Here is a 22,732-nt window from a genome sequence, read left to right on the forward strand (position 1 = left end):
ACCGATCCCAAATCTCAGCACGCTGTTCAGTTGAATAATAAATCCTACGACGATATTTCATGGCAAACACTCCATCTCTTCCTAAAGATTAAAGTGTTGCGTCGACCAGTTGAGGCCACCGCGGAATGCGGCCTTTCGCTGCAATTTTCGTGAACGTCGGCTTTGCTAAAAGAAGCGCATGCAACTCCGTACCCCCACAGGCTCTTGGAGAAGCCACATTCCTTGATGATTTTAAAAGTGATCCGAAAACGCTATTTGCCCGTAATATAGATGAGTTCAAATTTTAGTCAGAAAGTTTTAATTAACGGTGTTCAAATTCAGGAATGCCTAGATTGGAAGGTAAGTAAAATGAGACAGTTACTGGTCAATGGATGGAACTTCATATTTAATTCTGAAGTAAGTCCGCTTCGTCACATTTCAGATGTCTCGACACGGCATTATGTTCTGCAAGCGTTGGGGCTAATGTGGGCCGCTGCTTTTGCCGTCGCAATCGGAAGCTACACGGTATTTGCTGCGAGCATTATTGGACATACAGTATTGATAGGGGCCGCAGCGATTACGGTCGCGACTTATACCGCTGCAGCGACGAAACCGAATTTATTCACAAAGGGTTCAGGTCGCCGCTCTGATGGTGAGCACGAGTAAATCCTTGGATCACAAATAGGGCGGGGTAAATGAAGGCAATACTCATTTTTGTTTTGGCGTTTGGTTTGACCGCTACTGAAACACACGCCATGTTTTTTGGAAACTGGATTGAACAGAAGTTTTCTCTTTTCTCCAGCAACAAGTGGACTCAGTCGCGCCAAGGCGTAAGGGTGATATCGGACGGCTCAGTATCGCTGCTATGGACTCGACTGCCCGCCTCGGACAGTAGCGCAGTCACTGCGAAATGGAATTGGTCCGTCGATAACAGTGTTCCTCCCACGACGCTCTCGAAAAAGGGCGGTGACGATCGCAATCTTGCGCTCTACTTTGTGTTTGTGCCGCCTGAGGTTGCTGAAAAAAACCGAAATTCCAATATTCGAAAACTGCTAAAGGTGAATGACGCTCGTATCTTGATGTATGTTTGGGGGGGCAATTACGCACGGGGCGACATTGTTCCGTCACCCTACTTGGGAATGCGCGGGAAAACGATCATACTTCGATCCGCGGGGACTGGTGAATTTGGCGAAAGCGTAAATCTGGCTGCAGACTATAAAAGGGCTTTCGGTGAGCCAAAAACCGTTCTGGTCGGCCTCGCCGTGTCGTCCGACAGCGACGATACAAAGACAATGGTGCGCGCACGTCTGCAAGACCTTCGTATCGAATAATAAAGTCTTCCGATGGCGATTTTTTCCTATCTTGTCTTGTCATACGGGCCCAAAACCCGAGTATCACTTTTTCTTGGTAGCGAGCGCTTGCCTTAATGAGCGAGGAGTTTCAGTTAGATAAAAAGGCTGGGGGCCTAAGAGCAGACCACGTCGCCCTGTGTCTGCGAATGCAGCATTCGAAAATAAGCGCAGTACAGGTTGGTCCCCGCTACTTTTCGAAGGGCACCTTTGATAAAGACGGATTTTCCAGAACCGCAGGACCAGTAATAATTGTTCTCTCATATTTTGAAACAAATCCAAACGCAAAATTCTCGTTGTTCAAAGGATTAATTCCTGTAAATCGACGCTCTATGAAATTGAAAAACGAATGCAAAAAAAAAGCCCCGAAAACCATCGGGGCTTCCACTTCAAATTGTAGTTGCCTTTTAGGGTAAGAGCACTTTGTCTATCGCGTGGATCACTCCATTGGACGCAGGAACATCCGCAATAATTACAGTCGAGTCGTTGATTTTAACTCCGTCCAACCCGTTAACACTAATTGTGCCACCCTGGACCGTCGTCAAAGGTCCATTGCTCCCCGAAAGAGCGCTTGCTGAGTAATACCCAGACACAACGTGGTATGTCAAAATGGAGACAAGTTGATCCCTATTCTCTGGTTTTAGAAGGCTTTCAACTGTACCAGCTGGCAACGCTGCGAATGCTTCGTTGGTCGGAGCAAAAACAGTAAATGGTCCGTCCCCCTTAAGTGTTTCGACGAGTCCAGCTTCCGAAACCGCTGCTACAAGAGTCGTAAAATCACTGTTAGATGATGCAACATCAACAATGTCATCGCCCTTCATATTTCCGGTCGAGCAGCCTGCTGTCAGCGCAATCAGGCCAACTGCGGCAATCGATTTCAGCGCATTTCTTCGTTTCATAATCTATCTCCCATTTGTTTTAATGTATGGGTTACGCATCGCATCCAAAAATGGATCATTTTTATATTTTAAATTTTGATGAGCGCTCTCCAACAGCTTCGAACGGAGTCTCGAAAAGTATTGTTAGTAAACGAACAGTCAGGCTTGGCAGTAAAAAATTGCAAAGGGTTTCGCAGAAATCGAGGAAAGCTCTGATCTGGGTATGAACTTTGAATTGGATGTTACGCAAATAGGCGGCACTGTGGCATACATTGCCTAGCACGATGAAACGGCGGGCAATATTTATACCTTCACGGCAACTCGACGCGCTGACCAACATCCGAGCGGCGATGACCGATTAAGTCAAATCCATATAAGAAACAAAAGGTCCGTGGACGTTGCCAATCTCGCCCATTGTTTCCACAGCAACAGCCAACTAGCCGCCATTTGTCGCAAATCTGCCCAACGGCCGCTTGGGGCCGTTCGCGACATTCAAACCGACCAGCCGTCCTGCATTCGCCGCATGACGGCCGAAATCGACATATCCGATAGCATGCCGCCTTGGGGCGCTTAAAACAAGGTGTGTCATTGAACCGTGGCAAAGCATCAAGAAGGGTTACGGCTTCTTCTGTCAGCGGCACACGATGCAGCTTGCCGTTTTTCATGCGAGCGGCCGGAATGCTCCAAACAGTGGGCATGCTAGAAATAGCGTCTTCGCCGATATCGAGTTCATCCCACGTCATTCCACGCACCTCACCTGAACGTGCAGCGGTGAGCGTAAGAAACCGTAACGCGCGTGCAGCCATCCCGTCGCGCTGTCCAAGGCTCACCCACCAGCGGGGTACATCACCTAAGGCCAGCGCCGGTTGGTGATTGGAGTTGGCGACCTTTGTGGGCTTGGGACGGATTTTTGACAGGTTGCCCTTCCAGCGCGCGGGGTTGTTTCCAGACCGGTGTCCGGCCACAGTCGCCCACGATAGGACGTTCTCGATCCGCCCGCGCAGACGTGTAATGGTTTCCGTCTTTTCAAGCCAAATCGGTTCCAGAACGCGCAACACATCCTGTACGGTGGCCTCCAAAACCTGCTTCTGCAAAGGTAAAAACCTTGCGGGTTTTGCGCTTGTCGGCCAAAGGGTTTCCCCTGGGCATGGCTTTGCCGCGGTTTTTAAATGCAAGCTTGCGTACAGTCGCTAATGACACTGCGGGCAGGCTGCCCAACCCAATTTCACATCTTTTACGACGAATGGTGATGCGCTGCACCCATTGCCGCGCACCGTTTTTTGCCACGCAGAGAAACAAGCCTTGCCCATCGAAATATTTGCCCGGTTTGTTCACGGTTTCGACGAACCTTGGCGACAATGCTTTCTCGGGTCGCCTTAAGTTCTTTTGTGGCATTCTTAAAATACCCCAAAACGTCCCCCACCTAAACGCGGAATTCCTAAGAATAAGACGGAACATACTGTACAAGGGAAGGCAGGAATACTGGCTGCGAGCTAGATCGGCAGGGATTTGAGTTACGTCTGCCCTTGCCCGACGACGATACATCACCTTTGACTTGTACACGTCGGAGCAGAAACACATAGAGTGTTTCCCCTGAATGAACTGTGGCGGCCGTGCCTTGCAATTCTTCGTACTTGCCGTCGTCAGGATCGCTTAATCATGTACCATTTTTGTGACCCGACCATCCTATCTAAATTGAAGTTTTTATTCTTGAAAATGGCAAACATAGTCTAAACCCGTCACTCCCGACCATTGATAAATGGCAAGCCATCTTCGCGTGGGTTTCTACGTTTTGGCCCCCTACAAGCGTTTCCATAGCCAAAAATCTTACAGCCCGTTCAATGGCTAAGGAAACCCTGTCCGGCGTGAGGGTGATGTGGGTGAAAAGGCTGCAGGCACCTGTTGCATGAGTTGGCAGATATTCAGGAGTGCCCTCACCAAGGAGGAATTACCTCAGGAAATCTGGCCCAGCGCGAATGCGCCTCTGCCTAATCCAGACCAATGCGTCAATGTATTTGGAGCAGAAAAAATGTTGCCAGATTCTGTTTAAGGCATACAATAAGAGAGATTACGCGGCATCGCTTCACTCTATTTGCAAAATAGCTTTCGGCGAGAGACTCTGACTAAACTTTTGTCATCAGACTGTTTTAGCTGCGGCAGCAAAGAGGGCGCGACGGTATTTATGGCCGTCTTTCCCCCGATTTCTAATACGCGAAGTTGTGACAATAAAATGGAGTAACAAGCAATGGAGCCCCGCCAGATGGATTTGACCAAGGAGCTTGTCTCCCGCGTTCCTCCGTTTGAAGGAGAGAGCGGAAAACTCTCCTCACGGGACGATTTGCCGACGGACGTAGATTATGCAGGCGCTGTTGAGGAATTGTTGGCCGGCGCACCCCCTTCAGGTGAGGTCTGGATCTTTGCCTATGGTTCGCTAATCTGGAGCCCAGAATTTGATTTCGTGGAAGAGCGATTGGGCACACTCGCTGGCTATCGACGTTCTTTTTGCCTCGGATGGGTGCGGATCTATCGCGGCACTCCAGAACGACCCGGCATCATGTTGGGCCTTGAAAGTGGTGGATCTTGCCGCGGTGTGGCCTTTCGATTGCCCAATGTGACCCTCAGAGAAAATCTCGAACGAGTAGTGCGCCGTGAACACCCGATCCAGTGGGAGAAATTGCATATGAAATGGGCCGACGTCCGCACCGACAGCGGCCCAATTCGCGCCCTTATTGTCGTGCTTGATACGTCGCACCCAGCTTATCTTCCAGACCTCGCGGAAGACGTAATTGTCGAGGCGCTTGCGACGGCGGCCGGGGAGCGCGGATCAATGGCCGAGTACCTACGCAGCACGGTGGAGCATTTGGAAGATCGCGGTATTCATGATGGCTATCTTTGGAAGATGCAGAAGTTGGTGGCCGCACGATTGAGCCGCTGACCACCCCGCAATGTGTAAGCGGACCAAAATCTATGCTGTTGAAACTAATCGAGGGCAGGCAGTAAGGGCAGGGCAAAACATCGTGCTCTCGAACTGTGGCGACAGCAATTAAAACCTAAAAACGTCCAAACGGAGGTTTAGCGGACGCGTTGACCTTAAGGCTTTCGCGCGCAAATGACGAAATGCGTGATCGAAAAGAAAAAGCGACCCTTTTTTGCAAGAGCGTGTTGTTCCTCTCTCCATAAGCGACCCTCATTTTCAGAAATGTGGCCTTGGCCTACGACATAGGCTTCCATGACGTGCATCATCAAATTTGCCAGCCCGTCTGTTTTTAAAACATAATCGCAGACGGTCACGGGCTTTATCTCGTCGACGACAAATCCGGCCTCCCGTAAAAACGAAGGCAGAACCGCGGGGATACGCCGCTCCACAAAATGGTGGTCCCAAGCTGCAATCATCCGCGCCATGCGATCTGGTTCATCACTGTGCCAGATCAGACTATCGAGATGGAGAACCCCAATCGCCAATCGTCCCCCCTTCCGCAATACCCGAAAGACCTCTTTTGATGCGGCGGGCAAATCCTCCACATATTCGAACACCTGTATTGAGGCCGCTTTGTCGGCGCTCCCATCCTTCATCGGTATTCCGATGGCTTGAGCATCCAAAATATCGACGGTTTCAAACTCTTTGCACCGCGCAATCGCAGCCGTTCGCATATCAGGGCTTGGATCAATACCGACCACTTTTCCCGCGGTTCCAACAGCCCGCGCTAACTCCAATGTTAGAAGACCATTGCCACAGCCGATATCCAGAATGGTTTCGCCAGGGGCAGGTTGCAGGGCATCAAAAGACGCTTGGCGTCTTCGGGTGACATCCGCCCCTTGATAGGCGACTTCCAGCAATCGGGTTGTTTTGGCGTCGAACTCCAACATCGCTTAGCCCGCCTCAACGAGGTCGTAATGCGTTATCCTCCGAGTTTCGACCAATTCGGCCTCGGCAGGATCAATATGGGGGCTCTGATAGTCTTCACCGGCGAAGGCTTTTAATGCGTCCAGACTGTCCCAAACCATCACAAAACTAAATTCCCTTGGAGAGTCCGGACGAGGGGCGCCGGGCAACACTTGGACGATGCCTTTTGTTGCGCGCATCATTGGGATCGCAGTCTCGTGGAAGAATTTACTAAACTCCTCCTCTTTACCCGATCTCGCAACCACTTGAAATATTCGGATGATCATATCGCAAGCCTCCCAATCGCCGTCTTTGCCATCAAATACCTACCAACTTAAGGTAATATAGCATATTTTTAGGACTAAGTCAGCTTGAGGGGCCTTCGCCGTTGCTATCGTGGCGCAGAGTAGAGCAACTGCGACAAAAGCGATCGGTCGCGCCGAGTTCGAATTGCGGAGTTACGCCAATCATTTGCCGATATATTTGAATATGAAAATCAATGGGCGCTCTGAACTGTTTTTAATCCTCTTGTCTGGATTATGCCCTAATCCGCGGCGTATTTTATCCCCTAGTTCACGGTGATTTCAGGGGTTGAAGGAGGCAAGGCAACGCTCGGGCCGTCGATGGCTTACATGCATTTTTCTAGGTGGGGCTCCTTGCCGATTTGAGCGGTCGCCGCATGTCGGCCAGTTTGAAAGGGGCATCGTTCTGCGCGGGGGGGAAGCCAGTGCGTAAACATTTCAACAAAGACTTTGAATAGGCTAAAGTGTGGGTATTACAAGTATCGAGGGTCTGTTTCGGTCATAGAACCATTACTTTTGATGTCGTTGGACCCGTCTGAATTAAACTTGGCGAAGATTTAAACCTAGGAGAAAACCTGTGTTCAAAACTGTACTTAAAATTTCATCTATAACGGCCCTTTCTACAGTGCTGCTATTCGCTCAATATTCGGTCGGTATGGCACACGGCGGCGGCGGACATGGTGGCGGCGGACACGGAGGTGGTGGGCATGGCGGCGGCGGACATGGTGGCGGCGGACACGGAGGTGGTGGGCATGGTGGTGGGGCGGATCATTACCATGACGATCACCATGATGACCACTATCAAGATGATCATTACCACGATGTCGATCACCATTACGATCATCACACCGATGCCGCGAGAATCGCGCTCGGGATTGTCGCAGGAATGGCAATTGGTACCGCGTTAACGTCGGAACCTCCAAGCTGTGCTGTGGAAGTGGTTCAGGGGGTTCAGTATTGTTATGATGGGTACAATTGGTACCAAATTGAAGCTGGGACATATGTAGTTGTCGAGCGGCCCTAAGAGAGACATGCGCTTGTTCAAAAAACCACCACTTCAGTCATAACTTGGCGCTAAAGTCCCCTTTTTGCTCACGTGGGAAAAGGGGACTTGAAGTTCGACGACCAATTGAAATCTGAATTCATCGTTCGTTGCAGTTACGGCGCGCTGACGGGCGCGAAACTACGCCCATAGGTTTTTCTGAACTGTGAGTTCTACCGTTTTGAAATTAAACGTTTTTGGTGTTGAGTTGCCGCTAGATAATTGGCGTGCGACCCACTTCGAGCTAAACGAGCAATTTTTCCGAAGCCGTCGTCTGCAGAATCTGAACCTGTGATCGAGCTAGATTTAAGAAAGCCGATACCGCGGGGTTATTTTGGGCCAGACATGAAGGTTTGAGCGCAAAATACCGGTGCAAATCTTCTTTTAACGGCAGAACCCTTATGCCGCGACGGTCGGAGGGCAGGGTGGGTTCTGGCACCACAGTGACGCCCAATCCTTCGCGCACGAGGGCGAAGGAGCTGATCCAGTCGCGCACCTCCATCCGAACGTCTTGCAACCCGCATCCGAGGGTCTCAGCAAGGCTTCCCGCGTGGATAGTGCACCCGCCCGTCGCCAATATAAATGGCTCATTTGAGAGGCGCGCCAAAGAGACGCTGTGAATAGGAGCCGTCGCGATCGCGTGGCCGGAAGGCAGGACGGCCACCCAGTCGTCTTGCCCCAGCGGGAATTGGGTGGCGCTATAGCTTTCGACGGCGGTCACCCCGAGGTCCACCGTGCCCGCGGCGAGCCAAGCTTCGATTTCGGTATCACTGGCTTCTAATGTCACGACCTCAATGCCCGGATGTAATTCCTGAAAGCGGCGCAGAAGCGGCGGCAGAAGTGTGTGAAAAACAGACGGAAACGCCGCAAGCCGCAGGCGCCCCTGTTCAACGCCACGGGCCAAATCGGTGGCGCGTTTGATCCGGTCAAGACTGGCAAGCACATCACGCGCTTCTGCGAGAACCTCGTCGCCAATCGCCGTTGCTTCAGCACCGCGTTGTGTCCGAGATATGAGCATGACCCCAAGATGCGTTTCAAGTGCCGCCAAGGCTTGGCTGACACCCGATTGTGACAGGCCCAACCTCTGGGCGGCAGCGGTGAGGCTACCTGTATCCGAAACGGCCACGAGCACACGGATTTGCGATAAATTCATACTATAAGCTGGCCTTATACCAACATTCTATCTCCATAAGTATCACTTGTTCGATCGTTGTGCCAGTAGAACATGGAAAAGGAGACAGCCATGACCACTCGTACAGTTGAAACCACCCGCAGTTTACCCCCCGCCGTTGCGATTGCTGCACTTGGCGCGAGTTCGTTCATGATTACGCTGGACGCGACGGCCTTGCATGTGGCTTTGCCCACAATTGCAGAGGAGTTGGGCGCTGGGTTGTCAGCCCTTCAATGGATCACCAATGCTTACACGCTGGTCTTTGCTGGTTTACTCCTGTCCTCGGGGGCGCTTTCTGACAGGTTTGGCGCACGCAGGGTCTTCCTAGCGGCGCTCCTCTTTTTCTTGGGAGCATCGACGTTGTGCGGCCTTGCGCCCTCGACTGAAGTTTTGATCGCGGCACGGGCCATTCAAGGTATCGGGGCCGCTGCGATCCTTCCAAGTTCTATGGCACTCCTTGTGCATGCGTTTCCGAACCCAAAAGACCGTGCGTACGCCCTTGGAACTTGGAGCGCGATTTCGGCCGTGGCGCTGGTGGCCGGGCCTTTGCTGGGTGGCTTTCTTGCCGGAACTCTAGGGTGGCGCGCGATCTTTCTTTTGAACCTGCCTGTTGGGCTTTTGGCTTATATTGCGGCTTCAATGTCTGTTGGAAACCCCGACCAGCAGCGACGTGCGTTTGATCCGCTTGGTCAGACATTTGGCATGGTGGCCCTCATCGCACTGGTTTTCGCGGCCACGGAAGGTCAGGAATTGGGCTGGATGTCGTTTCCCGTGCTGGCGACGGCGGTCGTCGGTGTGGTGGCCGTCGCGGCCTTCGTGATAACAGAGCGACGCCACCACGATCCCATGCTGCCATTCCAGCTTTTTAGATCACGCGCCTTCACTGGTGCGATCATGGCCGCGTTCCTCTACAACTTTGCCTACTACGGCGCATTATTTTCGCTATCTATCATCCTTCAGGCTGATGGGGCCGCGCCAGTTTCTGTCGGACTTAAGTTCGCCCCCATGACAGCCACCACAGCCATCGTAGCCTTTGCAATTGGCCGTATGGTCGCAAAGTTTGGGGCGCCCCTTCCAGGAATGGTAACCTTGAGCATTGGCGCGGTAGGCGCGGCGCTCATGGTTTTCGGAGGCTTTACGTCGACAATTTTCCTGCTTGGTTCCCTGCTGATCGGAATTGGCGGCGCGACACTGCCTGCCATCGTGGCCGCAGCCCTTGAGAACGTGCCGTCCGCAAGAGCGGGCGTCGGATCCGCCGTGCTTAACACCGCGCGTCAGGCTGGCGGTGCTTTCGGAGTGGCCGTTCTTGGAACTCTGATTGCCACGGCATCGCCAAGCGTGGCATTGGCAACAATCAGCGCAAGCTTCCTCCTCGGTGCCATCGCGATGAAGGTCAGTTTGAACCCTGCCGTGAAATGAAGGGATAATTTTCATAGCAAAAGCAATGCTCCGCAAGCCATCCTATTGCAGGAGCAAGGGGACCTAGCTCTTTATGGGCCGTCTAAGATTTCCACCGAAAGTATTGTCGGCAGATGTCGCGCGATCTCTTGCCATGTTTCGCCCTCGTCGGAACTGGCAAAGACCGAGCCAGAGTTTGTCCCGAAATAGACCCCCGCTGGGGTGCGGGTGTCCGTGGCCATGGCCTGTCTCAAAACGGTGAAATAACACGCGTCTTGCGGTAATCCCTGACGCATATCCTGCCAGCTTTGCCCACCGTCCTGCGAACGCCATACCGCCGCTGAAGCATCGGGCGGGAAGCGTCCTTTGCTGTCGCCATTCAAAGGGAGGGTCCAGACCGTGTTGGGATCGCGCGGATGGACCGCGATCGGGAAGCCAAAGAGCGACGGTAGGCCGTTACTAATGTCGTCCCAACTACGCCCGCCATTTGAGGAACGCCAGACCCCGTGATGGTTCTGCTGATAAAGCACATCTTCGTGCCCCAGCGCCCGCACCATATTGTGCACGCAATGCCCAAGTTCACCGTTTTGGGGCGCGGCGGGATGGTCATGCCCCTGACACGCTTCAGCGTTTGAAAGGCGAATGCGGCGCTCCCACGTGGTACCGCCGTCCTCGGTGGCGAAGACACCTGCGGCGGATATGCCGACCCAGAGTTTCTCCGGGTTCGACGGCTCAGGCACGATTGTATGCAGCACCAATCCCGCGGCCCCAGGTATCCACGCTTCAACGGAAGGATGATCCGTCAGGCCTTCAACCTTGGTCCATTGTTCGCCGCGATCCTTACTTTCCAACAGGTTCGCAGGTTTGGTACCCGCGTAGAGCTTGCCGTGACTGAAGTTTAGCGACCATATCTGGGAAAAGTCCTCAGAAAACGGCAGCGCCTCATCGGTCCAGCCTATCATCTTGGCGAAGTCTGGATCGTTGGCGGCCCATTCGTCCATCTTGCCTTTTGATAAGCGGGTGACCTGCCAGCTTTCACCGCCATCGGTTGAGCGCCAAATGCCCGCTCCGTGCCAATCACCTCCACCGCCAGCCCACAGCGTCCCAGTTTTGGCATCTCCCACAACGTGGTTAATTGGCCAGCCGTCACAGTAAGGCCCGCGCACCTTCCAGCCCTCGCGGTTGGTGCCGCCAGACAATAGAAAAACACCCTTGGTCGTGCCAACAAGTACATTGATATTGTTTACAGACATGAGATTTACACTCCCTGGAACTACACACATAATAGCAATCACGCCCCCAAGCGCCTAGTGTGAATTTGTCGTCGTACCCGTCTCGGACCGCGCCAATGATGCGCGATATGTGTGAAATTGCGGACCCAGTAACTTTACGGAGTAAACTCCGTTTGATTCACCTCTAGGAGATGAGAAGTCGCCAAGAACTCAATAGAGGGAACACTATGTGCCAGCATGCCGCGCAACCGAGATTAATTGTCGACACTGCGCTAAGATTTGGTGATGATTATGCACTGAACGTCTCCCGCGATGGGAGACATTAAAGGTGGGGTAAAAAAGGAGCGTGTGCGTTTCGTTATTGACACGCCTCACCTTGGAATAAAGACCGATAACCGCACTGGATGATTGTTGTCGTCAAAGTTTAGCATTCTATAGTCAGAGCCAACGCGGATCGGCATTGTGTGACGCAGTAAATCGCATTGTAGAGCGCGAAAGCAGACTTCGCGCGGCACCTAAATGAAAAGAAATAAGCGCTGATGGCACAAGTCACCGACCCAGAGGTTTTAAAATTCATCGCAGAGACCGAAGCTGCATACCCGTCCGAGGCCAATCTGGCCACACCGGAGGAAAACCGCATGTATTATGATGCCATGTGCGCGGTATTTTGGGCGCCGCATCCCGAAGGTGTCACGGTTCTAGATATCGAAGTTGGCGGTATTCCTGTGCGCCAATACCGATCGAAAACTTCCGGCAAGGGGGCAATACTTTATACGCACGGCGGTGGTTTCGTCGTGGGGTCGTTGGACAGTCACGATGACGTCTGCGCGGAACTTGCGGCGGCGACGGGGGTCGAGGTTTGGTCCAGTCATTATCGTTTGTGTCCGGAACATAGCTATCCGGCGGCGTTGGATGATGTCGAAACGGTTTGGCGGAAATTAACCGCAGATGGGCGAGGAGCCATCGTTGTTGGCGATAGTGCGGGGGCGCGACTTAGTGCGGCGCTGTGTTTGCGTTTGCGCAGGGTCGGGGGGCCAATGCCACTGGCACAGATCTTGATTTATCCGGGGCTTGGCGGCGACAAGACGTTGCCTTCGTTTGTGGATAACGCGGAGGCTCCGCTCCTTCGGACTGTCGATTTGGCGCATTATGAAACCCTCTATAAGGGCGATTGTCAGGATGAAGACGACCCCGAACTCTCTCCTCTTCGGGCGCGGGATTTTGCCAATTTACCGCCTGCCTTTGTCGTAACGGCGGATGTGGATCCCTTGCGCGATGAGGGGCCTGCCTATGTTGAGAAATTGCGCAGCGCGGGCGTAGAGGCCACGTGGCGCAACGAGCCGCAACTGATCCATGGGTATTTACGGGCTCGCCACCGAAGTCAGAGGGCGCGCGACAGTTTTGCCGCGATCATTGCGGCGGCGCGGGTATTTCTTGCCTGAACAGCCCCTTCGCACTGGTATCTAAAGAACCTGTTTTCGTTTACGCACGGAACTGATGCGCATTTTATAGTGCATGGAAAAGGCGCGGCTAAGCGCTGAAGCCGAAGAAAAGCCCGTCAGGAGCGAAATCTGAATTACCGAGAGGTGTGTTTCCACCGCCATGTCCCGCGCACGCGTTAATCGCAGAAGCTGGTAGTATTTTCCGGGCGGCATTTGCAGCTCATTTAAGAAAATGCGGTTCAAACTTCGCAGGGATGTCGAGGTAGCAGCCGCAATATCCGAGAGGGAAACGGGGTGCTCAATATTGTCTGCCATAGTGTTGACGGCTGCGCGCAGGGCAGGTGATCCCGCGGTTTTCATCAGCCCAGCCCCTTGGTTGATCCCAAACTTCCAGTTCACATCAAACACAAACATATTTGAGACGTCAAAGGCGAGGGCGGCCCCATATTGGTCCTGAATGAGCTTCAAAATCATATCCATGACGGTGGAGGCCCCGCCACATGTGATATGGTTTCCCGATTGCACGAAACGGTCCTCAGAGAGCGTTACATTGGGGAACCTTTCGCCAAATGCATTCATTTCCTGCCAGTGGATGGTGGCCTCGTGACCCTCTAAAAACCCTGCCTCAGCCATGAGCCAAGCGCCGGTATCAATTCCAACAATATGACGTGTGATGTTGCGAAGCTGATGCAGCTTTAAAAACACCTCTGGTGTCGCGTGTTGGCGAACCCCATAGCCACTGACCAAGATCAAATAATCGACGTTTTTCACCTCCGCCAAAGCAAGGCTCGGTGTGATCTGAAGGCCACTGGAGCTTTGAACGGGTTGATCAAAAACACTCGCCGTTTCCCATGTGAAATCCGGCCCCGTGGGAAGACCATGCGCCACGCGCAGCGGCTCAAGAGCGCTGGCGAGCACCATGTTTGAGAATCCATCAAACAGTAGGAAACAGAAGGTTGGTGACTTATCCGGCATGATTCGTACATATTATGGCATTTTATGTAAAGTATCTGCCCTATTGCACCCTTTAGAATTCTTCCTAAGCATCGGCACCCTGCAAAATCTGCTTTGGGGCGGCTTCTATGCCATGAAATCTGATCGAAGAGGAAGGCATCCATGCCTCTAACTATGAACCGCGACGTTTTTATTACCTGTGCTGTAACGGGGGCGGGCGCGACCCAAGATAAGTCCCCGCATGTCCCGCGCTCCCCTGAACAAATTGCCAAAAGCGCGATTGATGCGGCAAAGGCGGGGGCCGCTGTCGTGCATTGCCACGTGCGCGATCCGCAAACGGGCGCCCCTTCGCGCGACTTGAACCTCTACCGCGAGTTGACGGATCGCATCCGTGACGCCGAAGTCGACGTCGTTTTGAACCTGACGGCGGGCATGGGCGGGGACATCGTTTTTGGCTCGGCGGAAAGCCCGTTCCCGCTAAATGCTGCGGCAACCGATATGGTCGGCGCAACCGAGCGCATGGCCCATATCACCGCGTGTTTGCCAGAGCTTTGCACCCTTGATTGCGGGACGATGAATTTCGCAGAGGCCGACTATGTGATGACGAATTCTCCGGGAATGTTGCGTGCTATGGGGCAGATGATGACGGACTTGGGCGTCATGCCAGAAATCGAAGCCTTTGATACGGGGCACCTTTGGTTCGCCACGCAACTGGTGAAGGAAGGCATTCTGAAATCACCCGCCTTGGTACAGCTTTGCATGGGGGTGCCTTGGGGCGCGCCCAATGACATGAACACCTTCATGGCGATGGTGAACAACATCCCAGCGGATTGGAATTGGTCCGCCTTCTCATTGGGCCGCGATCAGATGCCTTATGTGGCGGCTTCTGTTTTGGCGGGTGGCAACGTCCGTGTCGGACTTGAGGACAACCTGTTTTTGGAGCGCGGCGTCCTCGCCACCAATGCGCAGCTGGTCGAAAAGGCCGTGGGCGTGATTGAGGGAATGGGGGCCAAGATTATGGGTCCGCAAGAGGTTCGGGAAAAACTGGCTCTGGTAAAACGAGCACCGAAAGGGGCGCGCGGATGAAAGCGACGATAGTTGGTGGTGGGGTGATTGGCGGAGGCTGGGTTGCCCGTTTTTTGCTGAATGGATGGGATGTTTCTGTCTTTGATCCTGACCCAGATGCGGCACGAAAAATTGGGGATGTTCTAGCCAATGCGCGGCGCAGTTTGCCATCGCTTTACGACAGGGCGCTTCCGCCGGAAGGGGTGCTTACGTTCCATGAGACGATGGCTGATGCGGTTTCAGGGGCCAATTGGATCCAAGAAAGCGTACCCGAACGCCTTGATTTAAAACACGCGATACATAAGCAAATACAAGAGCATGCGCCCCATGACGCGATCCTAGGCTCGTCAACCTCAGGGTTTAAACCCTCCGAATTGCAGGATGGCGCTCATCGCCCAGCACAGATCATCGTGGCACACCCGTTTAACCCCGTTTATCTGCTGCCCTTGGTTGAGGTCGTCCCCTCGGCCTTGACGCCAAGCACACTCACGGAACGGGCGCGAGACATCCTGATATCGATCGGCATGAAGCCCCTCATCGTGCGCAAGGAAATTGACGCACATATCGCGGATCGTTTGCTTGAAGCTGTTTGGCGCGAAGGACTTTGGCTTGTCAGCGATGGCATCGCCACCACCGAGGAAATCGACGACTCCATTCGCTATGGCTTTGGCCTGCGTTGGGCGCAAATGGGTCTGTTTGAGACCTATCGCGTGGCGGGCGGCGAGGCGGGAATGAAGCACTTCATGGCGCAATTTGGCCCCGCGCTGAAATGGCCGTGGACCAAATTGATGGACGTGCCGGAGTTTACCGATGAGTTGGTCGATCTCATTGCGGGTCAATCAGACGCCCAATCTGGCCACATGTCGATCCGCGAGCTGGAACGCCTTCGCGATGACAATCTTGTTGGCATGATGCGGGCGCTGAAAAAATCAGGGAGCGGGGCAGGCGGGACGATTAATTCCCATGAAGCGACGTTGCCAACACCGGATTTTGTCGACCTTCCGGTAACTGTTTCGCGCCAAGTTCCGCAGAGCTGGACCGATTACAATGGCCATATGAATGAGGCCAAATACCAAGAAGCAAGTTCACAGGCGACGGATCGATTCATGGAAATGATCGGCGTTGACGCTACGTATGTCGCGTCTGGCGGCAGTTATTTTACCGTAGAGTCCCACCTGCGTTTTCTTGAGGAGGTTAAGGAAGGCAGCGTGTTGAAAATAAAGACGCAAGTGCTCTCAGCTGCGGGCAAAAAAATGCATTTATTCCACCGGATGTATAAGGATCAGGGGGAAACTTTGGTCGCGACATCTGAAACTCTGTTGTTACACATGGATCTAAATGCTAGAAAAACAAGCCTGCCTTCGCGCGCGGTCGCAGATTGCCTCGCGGCATTTGTGCAATCCCACTCAGGGATGCCACCACCAGAAGGCGCAGGTCGTTATGTCGGTCAATCAGATCGCAGCTGAAATACGTCGCCGGACAACGGTGAGAAAAGGGACCTCGGACGAAAACACGAAGATGCGATTTCTATCAATCACTCAAAAAAACTGGGAAAACAACCATGAACGATGAACTGAAATACCTTCTGGCTCGCACCGCACAAGGCAAATACAATCGCCGCGCTTTTCTTGGCAAAGCAGGCGCACTTGGCATTACCGCTGTGGCCGCGAACACGATGCTTTCCTCCGCGGCCCATGCCGCTGGCCCCGTTCGTGGTGGCACGCTGAGCATTGGTCTTGGTGGTGGTGAAAGTACCAATTCGCTCGACCCAGCGGCGGCAACCTCCCAAGTGATCTTCAACATTTTGCGCCAATCGGGCGAAAACTTGGTCAATGTATCCCCATCGGGTGAGATCGATTTCCGCCTTGCAGAAAGCATCGAGAGCACCGCCGACGCAAAGACATGGTCCTTCAAAATCCGCAAGGGTGTTGAGTTCCACAATGGCAAGACTTTGACACCAGAGGATGTTCTTGCGACGCTGGAACGCCACTCAAACGAAGAGTCAAAATCCGGCGCACTTGGGATCATGCAGGGCATCGAATCCATGCGGGTCGACGGCGATTCAGTTGAGGTCACCCTCACGACACCCAATGCCGATTTACCATTCCTTATGGCTGACTATCATCTGGTCATTCAGCCCAATGGCGGCATGGATGATCCAACGGCGGGTATTTTCACGGGCCCCTATGCGATCACCGTCAATGAACCCGGTATCCGCTATGTAGGCGAGCGTTTTGCGAACTATTGGGATGATAGCATCGGTCATTTCGACACCGTTGAAACTCTCGTGATCAACGACGCGACGGCCCGTAGCGCCGCGTTGCAATCTGGTCAGGTCCAGATGATTAACCAAGTCGATCCAAATGTTGCAGGCTTGCTTGATCGCTCGCCGGGCTTGAGCGTGCGCAACGTTTCCGGACGGGGACACTATGTCTTCATCATGCATTGTGACACGGCACCGTTTGACAATAACGACCTGCGCCTTGCGCTGAAATATGCGATCAACCGTGAAGAAATGGTCGAAAAAATCCTTTCTGGCTATGGCAGCATCGGCAACGATTTCCCAATCAACGCGGCATATCCCCTGTTCGACGATACCATTGCTCAGCGCACCTATGATCCTGAAAAGGCCGCTTTCCACTATAAGAAATCCGGCCACGACGGCAGCCCGATTATTCTGCGCACAGCCGATGGCGCCTTCCCTGGTGCGGTTGATGCGGCGGCATTGTTCCAGCAATCTGCGGCAGCGGCGGGCATTCCGTTGGAAATCAAGCGTGAACCAAACGACGGTTACTGGTCGGAAGTCTGGAACAAACAGCCGTTCTGTGCGTCTTACTGGAGTGGCCGTCCTGTGCAGGATCAAATGTATTCCACAGCTTATACGACGGGCGCTGACTGGAATGACACGCGGTTCTTCAACGATACCTTTGACGGTATTGTCTTAGAAGCACGCTCAGAATTGGACCTTGTGAAACGCAAGGCTCTGTATAGCGAAGCAGCCATGCTGGTGCGCGATGAGGGCGGAGTGATCTGTCCAATGTTCAACGATTTTGTCGAGGGTGTACGCGACGATATCGCAGGATGGGAAGCCGATCCGAACCTTGAAATGATGAACGGATTTGCGGCTGTGAAATGCTGGAAGGCATAGTATCAGGTGATTCATCCTATTCTTAAACTGATTGCTCAGCGCCTAGCGCTGAGCATACTCCTCCTGTTCGCCGCCTCTGCGCTGATCTTTGTAGGAACACAAATTCTGCCCGGCGACGTGGCGCAATCAATCCTTGGCCAATCCGCCACCGAGCAATCCCTTGCAAACTTGCGAGAGGAGTTGGGTCTGAATGAGCCCGCTTTGACCCGCTATTTCAGTTGGCTTGGCGGGGTTATGCACGGAGATCTGGGAACCGCCCTGACAAACGGCGCGGATATTGCCACAAGCCTTGGTAGCCGCTTGAGCAACACGATGTTTCTTGCCTTCTGGGCGGCCTTCATCTCGGTGCCACTGGCAATTTTTCTCGGACTTCTTTCAGTGCGCTATCGGGATCGCTGGCCCGACAAATTGATTTCGGCCGTCACGCTGACCTCAATTTCGATCCCTGAATTCCTTATTTCCTATATTCTAATGTACTTCGTTTCCGTAAAGCTGGGCTGGTTCAGCTCTGTTGCCATGATCAATGACAGCATGAGTTTTGGCGAGAAATTGAGTGCGATTGCCTTGCCCGTCATTGTCCTGACCCTCGTTGTTTTGGCGCAAATGATGCGGATGACACGTGCTGCAATCCTGAACGTGATGCAATCGGCCTATATTGAAACCGCCGAACTCAAAGGGCTCAGCAGCTTTAATGTGATCGCAAAACACGCCTTTCCAAACGCCATTTCCCCCATCGTGAACGTGGTGATGTTGAACCTCGCCTATCTTGTGGTTGGCGTGGTCGTGGTTGAGGTGGTGTTCGTCTATCCCGGGATGGGGCAATATCTTGTTGACCATGTGAGCAAACGGGACGTGCCCGTCGTTCAAGCCTGCGGATTGATCTTTGCCGCAGTGTATATTGGGTTAAATCTGGTGGCCGACGTCGTGTCCATTCTTGCCAATCCAAAATTGAGGCATCCGAAATGAGCCGTATCCCCCTTTCTGCGGCCATCGGCCTTTTCTTCACATCGCTGTATTTCCTGATGGCGATTTTTGCCCCGTGGATCGCGCCGTATGGCATGTCCGAAATCGTCAGCAATGACATCTGGGAGTCCGCATCGGCCAAGCATTGGTTGGGCACAGATAGTATCGGGCGCGATCTTTTGACCCGCATGATTTATGGCGGGCGCACGACGATCTTTATCGCAACTGCGGCGACGGTTTTGTCGTTCAGTCTTGGATCGGTCTTCGGCCTGACGGCTGCCGTTTTGGGGGGCTGGGTTGATCAAGTGTTGTCGCGGTTTGTTGATCTTGTGATGTCGATCCCGACGTTGATTTTTGCGCTGGTTGTGTTGTCGGTTATGCCGGTGACGATCTTTGTTTTGATCATCGTGATGGGCCTGTTGGACGCGACGCGCGTCTATCGATTGTCGCGAGCGGTCGCGGTGGACGTCAACGTGATGGATTATGTCGAGGCCGCGAAACTGCGCGGCGAAGGCACGCGATGGATCATTTTTCGTGAAATCCTACCCAATGTTCTAAGCCCTCTGGTTGCCGAAATGGGCCTGCGGTTCATCTTCATGGTGTTGTTCGTTTCGACGCTGTCGTTCCTTGGTCTTGGGGTTCAACCTCCAGAGGCTGATTGGGGCGGCATTGTGAAAGAGAACAAGGAGGGGATCGTTTACGGTATTCCGGCCGCTCTTTGGCCCGCCTTCGCCATTGCGACCCTCGCGATTTCGGTCAACCTTGTTGCGGATTGGGTTTTGAACCGCACCGCGTCCCTTAAAGGAGGCCGAGGATGAACACACCACTGGTCAAAGTGCGCGGTCTGAAAATCGGCGCGACGGTTTTTCCTCCAAACGAAAAAGCCCATGACATCGAGATCGTTCACGGGTTGGATTTTGACCTAGAGGCGGGCAAAGTTCTGGGCCTCATCGGCGAATCTGGCGCGGGAAAATCGACCATTGGCTTGGCGTCGTTGGCCTATGGCCGTGGCGGTGTAAAACTCACCGGCGGTGAAGTTTGGGTGAATGGGCGCGACATCCTGCAGGCGCGACCACGCGACGTGCGCAAGTTGCGCGGGAGTGAGGTGACCTATGTGAGCCAGTCGGCCGCCGCATCGTTCAACCCCGCCAAAAGGATCATGGAGCAAGTCATCGAAGCTGCCGTGCATCATGGCAAATTCACGCGCCGAGAGGCGATTGCAAAAGCGGTGACCTTGTTTGACAAGTTGGGTTTGCCCGATCCCGAGACTATCGGAAATCGGTTTCCACATCAGGTTTCGGGCGGCCAGCTACAGCGCTGTATGACGGTTCTGGCCCTTTGCCCCGAACCCGATTTGGTGGTTTTTGATGAACCCACAACGGCCTTGGATGTGACCACGCAGATCGAAGTTTTGAAGGCGATCAAGGATGCGATCCGCGCCACGGGCGTCGCCGCGATCTATATCACCCATGATCTGGCGGTCGTGGCGCAGGTTGCGGATGATATCATGGTGCTAAAAATGGGTGAAATGGTTGAATACGGCAGCACCGATAAGATCATCAACCACCCCTCCGAAGACTACACCCGTGCGCTGGTTTCTGTGCGCTCGATCCGTCATGAAGAAAAGGCACCATCGTCTGAGCCTGTGCTGAAAGTTGAACAGATAACGGCGCGTTATAAAGGCACCAACTTTGATGTCTTGCGCGATGTGAGTATTGAATTGCACCCCGGTCAAACATTGGCGGTGGTGGGCGAAAGCGGGTCGGGGAAGTCGACCCTTGCGCGCGTCATTACGGGGTTATTGCCACCCTCGGAAGGGCGGATTGAGTTTGCGGGGCGCACCCTTAGCCCCGATTTGGCAAGCCGCGATTTGAATGATTTACGCGAAGTACAGATGATCTATCAAATGGCCGATGTCGCGATGAATCCGCGCCAAACCGTTGGGACCATTATTGGGCGTCCGCTTGAGTTTTACTTTGGGATGCGCGGCACCGAAAAGCATAAACGGATCATCGAGTTGTTGGATGAAATCGAGATGGGCGAAGAGTTCATCGACCGCTATCCAGCCGAGCTTTCCGGTGGGCAAAAACAGCGGGTTTGCATCGCGCGTTCCCTTGCGGCCAAACCCAAGGTAATCATCTGTGATGAGGTCACATCAGCGCTGGACCCCTTGGTCGCGGATGGCATCCTAAAGCTGCTTTTGAACCTGCAAAAGACGGAGGATGTCGCGTATCTCTTTATCACGCATGATCTGGCCACGGTGCGTGCCGTCGCGGATAGTATTGCGGTGATGTATCAGGGGGAGGTCGTGCGTTATGGCAGCAAAACAGAAGTGCTTTCGCCGCCGTTTGACGACTATACCGACCTGCTGCTTAGCTCAATTCCTGAGATGAAACTGGGGTGGCTGGAAGAGGTCATCGCGCATCGTAAAATGGAAAGTGCGGGCAATTGAAAAATGACCCAACTTACACGCATCCCGTTCTCGCTTGTTGAAACGCCAGAACTCACTTAGCGTCACTTTATGATTTTGGACTCCAAAAATTTCATGCTGGGGTGGCGCGCGATTGGCACGCCTTACGGCAAGACGCAGGAATGGTGGCCACCGCCCTGCGATTGATTGCTATTTCTGCGATCAATTTCCCAAAATGAACTGGATTTCCTATGACTGTATCTGACCTTTCGGTCCGTGCTGACACGCTTGTCGTGACTTGGCTGGACACTACGTCGACTTCTTTTCCAACCATCTGGCTGCGTGATAATTGCCCCTCGGGGCTGCATCCACAAACCCACGAACGGTTGCTGGACCTTCTGGCGCTTGACGCGTCCCCTGTGCTTTTGTCGGCGCAACTTGACGGTGACACCGTTGCGTTACGCTATGAGGACGATCACGTAAGCCACCTTCCCGTGGCATTGCTGAGCGCCCATCGACCGGGCCAACCCGCAGCAGACGCGGGCGTGATTGCGCCCAAGCTTTGGCGAGCAGATATAACCGCAGCAGGCATTCCGCGCGCCCCAGCCGCCCCGATTTTGGTGGATGATCAACACCTGAAATCTTGGATGGGAAACCTCGCCGCCTTCGGCCTCACGATTGTTGAGCAGCTTGAAGACAGGGTCAGCGCCGGAATCGACGTGGCCCAGCGGATCGGTTTTCTGCGAGAAACCAATTTTGGCACAACCTTTGACGTGATCAATAAACCCGATCCCAACAACCTCGCGTACACCTCGGTCGCTTTGCCCCTTCACACGGATTTGCCAAACCAAGAGGTCCCTCCGGGCTATCAATTCCTGCACTGTCTGGCCAATGAGGCGACAGGTGGAGGCTCGCTGTTTGCGGATGGGTTTGCCATGGCCGAGGATTTGCGGGAAGACGACCCCGAGGCCTTTCGACTGCTCTGCGAAGTGCCTATTCCCTTTCGTTTTCACGACCGTGACGCTGATATCGCTGTCCATGAACCCGTGATCACATTGGACCGCGCGGGCGACGTGATCGAGATCCGCTACAATGCGCATATTGCGGGGGTTTTTGATATGCCTGCCGAGATCATGCCCGCCTATTACCGTGCCTATCGCGCCTATATGGCCAAAACGCGAGACCCAAAATATTGCCTGACCTTAAAGCTGAAAGCCGGCGAAATGGTGGTCTTTGACAATCGGCGGGTGCTGCATGGTCGCGAGGCTTTTGATCCGTCCTCAGGCTTTAGGCAGCTGCGAGGCTGCTATGTTGATCGCGGCGAATTCACCTCGCGCCTGCGTTTACTTTGCCGCGATATCGGCGCAGTAGACGCAGAATAATCGCCGTATTTGAACGCATAAATCCGCTCCTGCGCAAAATGCGCGGGAGCCTTTAGCGGGCTTCAAAAAAAGATAGGTGCATCCGTTTACAGTTGGTGACTTCGAGGGCAATATGCTTCCATCAGGTTTGGGGA

General features: G+C 53.5%; 21 protein-coding genes. 13 read left to right on the top strand and 8 right to left on the bottom strand.

The features are described from left to right. The first annotated feature begins 348 nt into the window (after positions 1-348). Positions 349-645 (top strand): hypothetical protein, encoded by a 297-nt coding sequence (locus tag AB9F29_RS10350; RefSeq protein WP_369755615.1) that lies wholly within the window; start codon positions 349-351, stop codon positions 643-645. A 29-nt stretch (positions 646-674) separates the two neighbouring features. Next, positions 675-1,310, top strand: coding sequence for a DUF3047 domain-containing protein (locus AB9F29_RS10355; RefSeq protein ID WP_369755616.1), 636 nt, complete (start codon positions 675-677; stop codon positions 1,308-1,310). Positions 1,311-1,735: 425 nt separating this feature from the next. Here the strand turns inward: AB9F29_RS10355 and AB9F29_RS10360 are convergent, their stop codons facing one another. The 3 genes from AB9F29_RS10360 to AB9F29_RS10370 form a co-directional block, all read right to left on the bottom strand. Beyond that, the gene (locus tag AB9F29_RS10360) at positions 1,736-2,227 is read right to left on the bottom strand and encodes a fasciclin domain-containing protein (protein ID WP_335586885.1); all 492 of its coding nucleotides are present in this window, start codon (positions 2,225-2,227) and stop codon (positions 1,736-1,738) included. A 290-nt stretch (positions 2,228-2,517) separates the two neighbouring features. Beyond that, positions 2,518-3,300 (bottom strand): tyrosine-type recombinase/integrase, encoded by a 783-nt coding sequence (locus tag AB9F29_RS10365; RefSeq protein WP_369755617.1) that lies wholly within the window; start codon positions 3,298-3,300, stop codon positions 2,518-2,520. Next, positions 3,233-3,787 (bottom strand): Arm DNA-binding domain-containing protein, encoded by a 555-nt coding sequence (locus AB9F29_RS10370; protein WP_369755618.1) that lies wholly within the window; start codon positions 3,785-3,787, stop codon positions 3,233-3,235. The genes AB9F29_RS10365 and AB9F29_RS10370 overlap by 68 nt, the downstream gene beginning before the upstream one ends. 679 nt (positions 3,788-4,466) lie before the next feature. Between AB9F29_RS10370 and AB9F29_RS10375 the strand changes: the two genes are divergently transcribed. Further along, the gene (locus AB9F29_RS10375) at positions 4,467-5,141 is read left to right on the top strand and encodes a gamma-glutamylcyclotransferase (RefSeq protein WP_369755619.1); all 675 of its coding nucleotides are present in this window, start codon (positions 4,467-4,469) and stop codon (positions 5,139-5,141) included. Positions 5,142-5,296: 155 nt separating this feature from the next. Here AB9F29_RS10375 and AB9F29_RS10380 read toward each other — a convergent pair whose 3' ends face one another. Together AB9F29_RS10380 and AB9F29_RS10385 are read right to left on the bottom strand one after the other, a co-directional pair. Continuing rightward, a complete protein-coding gene (locus AB9F29_RS10380) occupies positions 5,297-6,073 on the bottom strand; it encodes a methyltransferase domain-containing protein (protein WP_369755620.1) in 777 nt (258 codons plus the stop codon). Between the two features lie 3 nt (positions 6,074-6,076). Beyond that, positions 6,077-6,376, bottom strand: coding sequence for a hypothetical protein (locus tag AB9F29_RS10385; protein ID WP_335586890.1), 300 nt, complete (start codon positions 6,374-6,376; stop codon positions 6,077-6,079). 592 nt (positions 6,377-6,968) lie between these two features. On the opposite strand from AB9F29_RS10385, the gene AB9F29_RS10390 reads away from it, so the two are divergent. Then, positions 6,969-7,415 (top strand): hypothetical protein, encoded by a 447-nt coding sequence (locus AB9F29_RS10390; protein WP_369755621.1) that lies wholly within the window; start codon positions 6,969-6,971, stop codon positions 7,413-7,415. A gap of 262 nt (positions 7,416-7,677) precedes the next feature. Here AB9F29_RS10390 and AB9F29_RS10395 read toward each other — a convergent pair whose 3' ends face one another. Further along, positions 7,678-8,586, bottom strand: a complete 909-nt coding sequence (locus AB9F29_RS10395) for a LysR family transcriptional regulator (RefSeq protein ID WP_369755623.1) — start codon at positions 8,584-8,586, stop codon at positions 7,678-7,680. Between the two features lie 90 nt (positions 8,587-8,676). Here AB9F29_RS10395 and AB9F29_RS10400 point away from each other — a divergent pair, with 90 nt between their 5' ends. Continuing rightward, the gene (locus tag AB9F29_RS10400) at positions 8,677-10,023 is read left to right on the top strand and encodes an MFS transporter (RefSeq protein ID WP_369755624.1); all 1,347 of its coding nucleotides are present in this window, start codon (positions 8,677-8,679) and stop codon (positions 10,021-10,023) included. A gap of 71 nt (positions 10,024-10,094) precedes the next feature. On the opposite strand, the gene AB9F29_RS10405 is transcribed toward AB9F29_RS10400, so the two are convergent. Then, positions 10,095-11,255, bottom strand: a complete 1,161-nt coding sequence (locus AB9F29_RS10405; protein ID WP_369755625.1) for a WD40/YVTN/BNR-like repeat-containing protein — start codon at positions 11,253-11,255, stop codon at positions 10,095-10,097. A gap of 518 nt (positions 11,256-11,773) precedes the next feature. Between AB9F29_RS10405 and AB9F29_RS10410 the strand changes: the two genes are divergently transcribed. Next, complete coding sequence (locus tag AB9F29_RS10410) at positions 11,774-12,676, top strand: alpha/beta hydrolase (RefSeq protein WP_369755626.1); 903 nt, start codon at positions 11,774-11,776, stop codon at positions 12,674-12,676. Between the two features lie 21 nt (positions 12,677-12,697). On the opposite strand, the gene AB9F29_RS10415 is transcribed toward AB9F29_RS10410, so the two are convergent. Continuing rightward, positions 12,698-13,651, bottom strand: coding sequence for a GlxA family transcriptional regulator (locus AB9F29_RS10415; protein WP_369755627.1), 954 nt, complete (start codon positions 13,649-13,651; stop codon positions 12,698-12,700). 141 nt (positions 13,652-13,792) lie between these two features. Between AB9F29_RS10415 and AB9F29_RS10420 the strand changes: the two genes are divergently transcribed. The 7 genes from AB9F29_RS10420 (at position 13,793) to AB9F29_RS10450 (ending at position 22,598) form a co-directional block, all read left to right on the top strand. Next, entirely contained in the window at positions 13,793-14,716 is a 924-nt protein-coding gene (locus AB9F29_RS10420; protein WP_369755628.1) for a 3-keto-5-aminohexanoate cleavage protein, read from the top strand. After that, positions 14,713-16,161 carry a carnitine 3-dehydrogenase gene (locus AB9F29_RS10425; RefSeq protein WP_369755630.1) on the top strand — a complete coding sequence of 483 codons (1,449 nt, stop codon included), beginning with the start codon at positions 14,713-14,715 and terminating at the stop codon, positions 16,159-16,161. Before AB9F29_RS10420 ends, AB9F29_RS10425 begins: the two co-directional genes overlap by 4 nt. Positions 16,162-16,256: 95 nt before the next feature. Continuing rightward, a complete protein-coding gene (locus tag AB9F29_RS10430; protein WP_335586040.1) occupies positions 16,257-17,843 on the top strand; it encodes an ABC transporter substrate-binding protein in 1,587 nt (528 codons plus the stop codon). A gap of 9 nt (positions 17,844-17,852) precedes the next feature. Next, positions 17,853-18,809, top strand: coding sequence for an ABC transporter permease (locus tag AB9F29_RS10435; protein ID WP_039003659.1), 957 nt, complete (start codon positions 17,853-17,855; stop codon positions 18,807-18,809). Further along, positions 18,806-19,624, top strand: a complete 819-nt coding sequence (locus AB9F29_RS10440; RefSeq protein ID WP_369755631.1) for an ABC transporter permease — start codon at positions 18,806-18,808, stop codon at positions 19,622-19,624. The genes AB9F29_RS10435 and AB9F29_RS10440 overlap by 4 nt, the downstream gene beginning before the upstream one ends. Beyond that, a complete protein-coding gene (locus AB9F29_RS10445) occupies positions 19,621-21,258 on the top strand; it encodes an ABC transporter ATP-binding protein (RefSeq protein WP_369755632.1) in 1,638 nt (545 codons plus the stop codon). Before AB9F29_RS10440 ends, AB9F29_RS10445 begins: the two co-directional genes overlap by 4 nt. Before the next feature lie 209 nt (positions 21,259-21,467). Next, entirely contained in the window at positions 21,468-22,598 is a 1,131-nt protein-coding gene (locus AB9F29_RS10450) for a TauD/TfdA family dioxygenase (protein ID WP_369755633.1), read from the top strand. The last annotated feature ends 134 nt before the right edge of the window (positions 22,599-22,732 follow it).

Origin of the sequence: Falsihalocynthiibacter sp. S25ZX9 (assembly GCF_041205405.1) — a bacterium.
In the GTDB taxonomy this organism is placed as follows: Bacteria; Pseudomonadota; Alphaproteobacteria; order Rhodobacterales; family Rhodobacteraceae; genus Falsihalocynthiibacter; species Falsihalocynthiibacter arcticus.

Coding starts and splice junctions, on each gene's coding strand:
- AB9F29_RS10395 (WP_369755623.1), bottom strand. CDS start 8,586: ATGAATTTATCGCAAATCCGTGTGCTCGTGGCCGTTTCGGATACAGGT.
- AB9F29_RS10370 (WP_369755618.1), bottom strand. CDS start 3,787: ATGTGTTTCTGCTCCGACGTGTACAAGTCAAAGGTGATGTATCGTCGT.
- AB9F29_RS10450 (WP_369755633.1), top strand. CDS start 21,468: ATGACTGTATCTGACCTTTCGGTCCGTGCTGACACGCTTGTCGTGACT.
- AB9F29_RS10425 (WP_369755630.1), top strand. CDS start 14,713: ATGAAAGCGACGATAGTTGGTGGTGGGGTGATTGGCGGAGGCTGGGTT.
- AB9F29_RS10415 (WP_369755627.1), bottom strand. CDS start 13,651: ATGCCGGATAAGTCACCAACCTTCTGTTTCCTACTGTTTGATGGATTC.
- AB9F29_RS10400 (WP_369755624.1), top strand. CDS start 8,677: ATGACCACTCGTACAGTTGAAACCACCCGCAGTTTACCCCCCGCCGTT.
- AB9F29_RS10385 (WP_335586890.1), bottom strand. CDS start 6,376: ATGATCATCCGAATATTTCAAGTGGTTGCGAGATCGGGTAAAGAGGAG.
- AB9F29_RS10440 (WP_369755631.1), top strand. CDS start 18,806: ATGAGCCGTATCCCCCTTTCTGCGGCCATCGGCCTTTTCTTCACATCG.
- AB9F29_RS10410 (WP_369755626.1), top strand. CDS start 11,774: ATGGCACAAGTCACCGACCCAGAGGTTTTAAAATTCATCGCAGAGACC.
- AB9F29_RS10375 (WP_369755619.1), top strand. CDS start 4,467: ATGGATTTGACCAAGGAGCTTGTCTCCCGCGTTCCTCCGTTTGAAGGA.
- AB9F29_RS10430 (WP_335586040.1), top strand. CDS start 16,257: ATGAACGATGAACTGAAATACCTTCTGGCTCGCACCGCACAAGGCAAA.
- AB9F29_RS10360 (WP_335586885.1), bottom strand. CDS start 2,227: ATGAAACGAAGAAATGCGCTGAAATCGATTGCCGCAGTTGGCCTGATT.
- AB9F29_RS10350 (WP_369755615.1), top strand. CDS start 349: ATGAGACAGTTACTGGTCAATGGATGGAACTTCATATTTAATTCTGAA.
- AB9F29_RS10420 (WP_369755628.1), top strand. CDS start 13,793: ATGCCTCTAACTATGAACCGCGACGTTTTTATTACCTGTGCTGTAACG.
- AB9F29_RS10380 (WP_369755620.1), bottom strand. CDS start 6,073: ATGTTGGAGTTCGACGCCAAAACAACCCGATTGCTGGAAGTCGCCTAT.
- AB9F29_RS10445 (WP_369755632.1), top strand. CDS start 19,621: ATGAACACACCACTGGTCAAAGTGCGCGGTCTGAAAATCGGCGCGACG.
- AB9F29_RS10405 (WP_369755625.1), bottom strand. CDS start 11,255: ATGTCTGTAAACAATATCAATGTACTTGTTGGCACGACCAAGGGTGTT.
- AB9F29_RS10355 (WP_369755616.1), top strand. CDS start 675: ATGAAGGCAATACTCATTTTTGTTTTGGCGTTTGGTTTGACCGCTACT.